At 45.5% G+C, this 5,085-nt stretch carries 5 protein-coding genes and 1 CRISPR repeat array; all 5 genes read right to left on the bottom strand.

All coding sequences use genetic code 11. From position 1 onward, the window contains the following. Window positions 1-1,914: a CRISPR direct-repeat array (repeat unit 37 nt; unit sequence GTTTCAATCCCTAATAGGGTTTAAGATTAATTGGAAC). 233 nt (window positions 1,915-2,147) lie between these two features. Continuing rightward, window positions 2,148-2,420, bottom strand: a complete 273-nt coding sequence (cas2, locus tag O9300_RS01690) for a CRISPR-associated endonuclease Cas2 (RefSeq protein WP_002742874.1) — start codon at window positions 2,418-2,420, stop codon at window positions 2,148-2,150. A gap of 12 nt (window positions 2,421-2,432) precedes the next feature. Next, window positions 2,433-3,437 (bottom strand): type I-D CRISPR-associated endonuclease Cas1d, encoded by a 1,005-nt coding sequence (cas1d, locus tag O9300_RS01685; protein ID WP_287969673.1) that lies wholly within the window; start codon window positions 3,435-3,437, stop codon window positions 2,433-2,435. 5 nt (window positions 3,438-3,442) lie between these two features. After that, a complete protein-coding gene (gene cas4 / locus O9300_RS01680; RefSeq protein WP_287739059.1) occupies window positions 3,443-4,036 on the bottom strand; it encodes a CRISPR-associated protein Cas4 in 594 nt (197 codons plus the stop codon). Window positions 4,037-4,038: 2 nt separating this feature from the next. Further along, window positions 4,039-4,872, bottom strand: coding sequence for a CRISPR-associated endoribonuclease Cas6 (gene cas6, locus O9300_RS01675; protein WP_287969671.1), 834 nt, complete (start codon window positions 4,870-4,872; stop codon window positions 4,039-4,041). Beyond that, window positions 4,872-5,085, bottom strand: a 214-nt coding sequence (locus O9300_RS01670; protein WP_287739063.1) for a Uma2 family endonuclease, incomplete at its 5' end; no start/stop codon positions are given. The genes O9300_RS01670 and cas6, both read right to left, overlap by 1 nt.

Genomic DNA, 5,085 nt, shown 5'->3' with positions numbered 1-5,085 from the left:
GTTTCAATCCCTAATAGGGTTTAAGATTAATTGGAACTTGTTTCGGCAGCAGCAGTCATTCGATATAATCGTTGAGTTTCAATCCCTAATAGGGTTTAAGATTAATTGGAACCTTAATAGCCGGAACAATTCTGGGTACTGCATTGGTTTCAATCCCTAATAGGGTTTAAGATTAATTGGAACCTCAAGTGCTTAAGTTAGGAGTCCGATTATTCCTTGTTTCAATCCCTAATAGGGTTTAAGATTAATTGGAACAGGAGCAAACCCCACCACAAGAGTCAGAATCCCCGTTTCAATCCCTAATAGGGTTTAAGATTAATTGGAACATAACTCTAGGGTTGCCTCCCGGTGGAGTAGTCTTAGTTTCAATCCCTAATAGGGTTTAAGATTAATTGGAACGTCCCGCTCCCCCGCTATGTCTTCCCCCCGTCCAGTTTCAATCCCTAATAGGGTTTAAGATTAATTGGAACCATCACGCTCCGAAACCTTCGGGCTGATAATAATCTGTTTCAATCCCTAATAGGGTTTAAGATTTATTGGAACCAGGAGTTAGTGGAAGATTGTAGGCAGGGAAAAAGTTTCAATCCCTAATAGGGTTTAAGATTAATTGGAACTCGACTCGATTGTTCCCGGGATTATCAGTGGCGGTGTTTCAATCCCTAATAGGGTTTAAGATTAATTGGAACCCCCACCCCCGATCTACTGGGTACTCAGAGGAAAGTTTCAATCCCTAATAGGGTTTAAGATTAATTGGAACGATTTAGCGGTCGAGTATAAATAGCAAAGGCTCCGGTTTCAATCCCTAATAGGGTTTAAGATTAATTGGAACTTTAGGCAATCAAAGTCTAAATTTAAAAGAATTAGTTTCAATCCCTAATAGGGTTTAAGATTAATTGGAACCTGTCACCGTTCCCAAGAAAATATCGTTTTTTGAGTTTCAATCCCTAATAGGGTTTAAGATTAATTGGAACCGTGAATCATCCCTACCGGCAAAATTTTGCCGGTGTTTCAATCCCTAGTAGGGTTTAAGATTAATTGGAACTTACGCTTGGTATGAAGATAACTCTGGACTTATGTTTCAATCCCTAGTAGGGTTTAAGATTAATTGGAACAATCAATCACCAGAAACGATCTCTTATTGGATCAGGTTTCAATCCCTAGTAGGGTTTAAGATTAATTGGAACCAGATAGAAGACACTAAATGGAATTGGCCACGGGAGTTTCAATCCCTAGTAGGGTTTAAGATTAATTGGAACCTCTGAGTGATTGCCTATCTTTTTACCCAGCCAGTTTCAATCCCTAGTAGGGTTTAAGATTAATTGGAACAATAGAGTATGTACGCTTTCTGCCTCGATTAGTTACGTTTCAATCCCTAGTAGGGTTTAAGATTAATTGGAACTATGGAATCACTATTCCTCAACTGCAAGGATGCGTGTTTCAATCCCTAGTAGGGTTTAAGATTAATTGGAACCTTCCCTAGAGATTCCAAAAATTTAATCTCTTTAGTTTCAATCCCTAGTAGGGTTTAAGATTAATTGGAACGCAAAATTGCGCCGGTAAGCGCCTTTCCTTGCAATGTTTCAATCCCTAGTAGGGTTTAAGATTAATTGGAACCATAATTGCGGCGTTTATGGCTTCCACTACTTCGGCTTGCAATGTTTCAATCCCTAGTAGGGTTTAAGATTAATTGGAACAAGGCACTATGAAACCAGGGAACCCCACGGGTCTGGTTTCAATCCCTAGTAGGGTTTAAGATTAATTGGAACGAGGTGTTAGCCTAAGTAATACGGGAAGAACAGTGTTTCAATCCCTAGTAGGGTTTAAGATTAATTGGAACTTGGAGCATTTTGCATTCATTGCCACCTCCTAATTGGCGTGTTTCAATCCCTAGTAGGGTTTAAGATTAATTGGAACCGCCCAGTGGTAAAAGCTATACGCTATGGGATTTTCAAGGTTCGTATGCGCCGCACCCGCAATAAACCAATCATACAGCAAGTGACCCAGTTCTTCAAGACCCCGCAAAACCTTACGGGATAAGGTGCGCCCCGCGTTGGAAAGGAAAATCATCTCGAATCTATATTCCATAAGCTTTTCAGCCACCACATAATAGTTAAGAATTTTTACAGCTACCCGGAAGCGCAACCGAGCTAAACAAAAAAAATTGTATTATCCCGGGGTAACTCACCACCGATGCGTTCCACTTTACCCCGACAACAGGCGCAGAGAAAATAAAAGCGGATGCTATCGGTATCGGGTTTGATCAACTTACTCAAGCGCCCGCGCAGCTTAGCGTACTGGGTATCGGTTAGATCGCACTCAAAAACACTATACTGCACCCGTTGGCCGTAGGACTTTAACGTATTGTGAATTTTGGTTCGTCGCTTATCATCGGAAATGTCGTAACTGACAACAAAATACATGACCGCCTCTACCTACTTTAAAATCAAAGGTGGATACTTATCCGTCTCGTCCATCAGATATTTCGCCATTAGTCGGGCCTGAATCTCGAAAGCTTCTTGATAAGTACACTGTTTACCCATTACCGGATGCTTAAACTTGGATTGTTTCTTCTGTTCGTACAAGCGCAGGAAAATCTGTAACCCTTCCCTCGTCAAGGAAACCGCACCACTTAAGGGTTCAGTGGTGAAATGTTCGGGGGTAAGATAAGGATGATTGATCCCGTTGAGAACCACGGCATCAACGACGATCGCTCTAAATTCTTCCATCAGATCTAGTGCCAGCGAGGGGCGACCGTAGCGTTGATAGTGAAGATAACCGAGATAGGGGTCAAAACCGACCAAATTGATCGCACTCTGCACGTCATGGCGCAATAACGCATAACCCAGACTCAAAAGAGAATTGACCGGATCTCGCGGGGGGCGACGGTTACGCGAGGTAAAGGTAAAAGTATCACCGAGAATTAAGGAATCAAAACAACTGAAATAGGCCGCGCTTCCGGCTCCCTCTAACCCCCGGAGAGAATCGATCGCCGAGGTTGTTGCGATCGAGCCGATCGCTGCTTCCAAACAAGCGATCGCAGTTTGTAAATCCAACTCCTTTCGATCGCGTTGACGACGGAGCAGAATGTTGCGGTAATTCTTCAGCTTGCCGCGGACGAATCCCCGCACTAAATGAATGGCTTTCGGGGAATCGCCGGCGGCCTGCCATTGCGCTCGACGAACGAAAATATTTTTGGTCATCTCCGGTTCCAATCTACCGAGATAGCGTCCGGTGGATGTGACGAAACTGAGCGGAATATGACGTTCCAACAATTCGATCACCAATGCGGGAGAAACTGAACCCCGTCCGAAAATCACCACTCCTTCCACGTTCAATAGAGGTACATCGAGGATCGTTTCCTTGGATGCTTTGACCGTTAAACGCTCGTCATTTTTGCCGAGAAATGCGTCTTCTCTTGTCACATATACCGTTCCCATATTTTTTAGTCTTCCTCTCGATATCGTTGGACTTTTTCGGTTAATCGGGGCAAGCAGCGATCGAACAAACTGCATCCCTTGCAGCGGGGTGAATAGACCGCCGGGGGCATTTTTCCCGTCTGGATCAGGGTTTCAACTGCTCGGATCGTAGCGATCGCCCGTTGCCGTAGAGCAAGATTGATCGCCACCGGTTGACGCTGGTGAGAACTGGCATAGTAGATATAGCCGGTATCTAGCCTTTTTCCAGTCATTTCTTCCAAACAGATGGCTTGAGCGCACACCTGCAACTCGTCGTTATCCCATTCGCCTTTACTGCCCCGTTTGTATTCCACGGGGATAAATTCACCGTCGTGGGACTCGATCAGATCGGCTTTACCGATGAGACGGTAATTATCTGATTTAAGCCAGATCGCCCGAATTTGCCATATTTCCTCGCGGTTTGCCGCCCCGACGGTGTGAACTCGCTCGTGTAAATTTGTTCCCTCGATCGTGTAGCTATTATCGAGAAATTCCCCGGCGACGAACATTCTCCAACAACGGTGGGGACAGTAGGCGTAATGGTTGAGAGCGGCGATCGGTATGTAGTCAGATTCATCCATGGCTATCTTTTCTCCTTAGCAATTCTGCGAGTCATCCCCATTCCCATGGTGGTTTTCCGTCCCACTCCCGCATAGAGGGCAAAATCCGCCAGTACATTAATCGCTTTAATCTTTGCGGGTTCCACCTCTCCCAAAAGACGATAGTGAATCTCGCCCACACAACCGATCGAATGGTTTTTATAGGCTTCGTCGGCTAATTTCGTTTGAATATCGAAGAAACTGGGAAAAATCGAGTCTAGGGCGATGGAATCGAAGGGGATAGCGCTATAGCGATTCCAACGATTGAGAAGGCTATTAAACACCAGTTCCCGCGTCGGTAAGGCACTATCGAATTTTCCCTGCCGGAAGGTGACGGGGGTAGCGAAAAGGAAATCAAATTCCCGATTCGTTTCCGAGGCGTTTTCATACAGGTATTGATAAGTACAAGAGTTCGCCCAGGGTTGAACCGATTGTGGGGTGGCGAGGACGCTAGTGATAACCAGATCGGCGGAACCGAGATGCCAGGGGTGTTTTGGATTGAGATTCAACCAGAGCGAGGTTAATTTACCGAATAATCGGTCATCGAGCAGAGAAATCCGCCACCAGCAGGGAGTTTCGGGGGCGATTGGCCGTTCGTATCGCCACTGCGGGGAATTTATCGTTTTTCCCCCGGATTGCATCTGTAGTGGCGATAAGGTAAAAGCTTTATCTGCCTCGGCTGCGTGTAGAATTTTCCCTAATTCCCGATCAACACTACTGACAAGGGTAAGGAATAGCGCGTGAAGGTGTCGTCCGGTGAGAAAATTCGGATAGATCGGCGATCGGGGTGTGAGATTGAGAACGAGACTGTAGGGCATTAACTTAATCGGGCCTTGGCAAAAATTTGTCTGGGGGTTAGGGTTAAATCGGGGAGGAGAATATCGCTAATTTCGTCATCGCCTTTTTTAATCGCCGGGGGTGCGTCGGGATAGAAAATTGTGATCTGCTTGGCCCGGGGATCGACGATCCAGACGCGACTGACTCCCGCTTTTAGGTAGTCCACGGCTTTTTCGCTCAGGCTGCTGAAAGAT

Source organism: Microcystis sp. LE19-195.1E, from assembly GCF_027532095.1.
In the GTDB taxonomy this organism is placed as follows: domain Bacteria; phylum Cyanobacteriota; class Cyanobacteriia; order Cyanobacteriales; family Microcystaceae; genus Microcystis; species Microcystis aeruginosa.
This window is presented reverse-complemented; position numbering and strand designations above follow the sequence as displayed.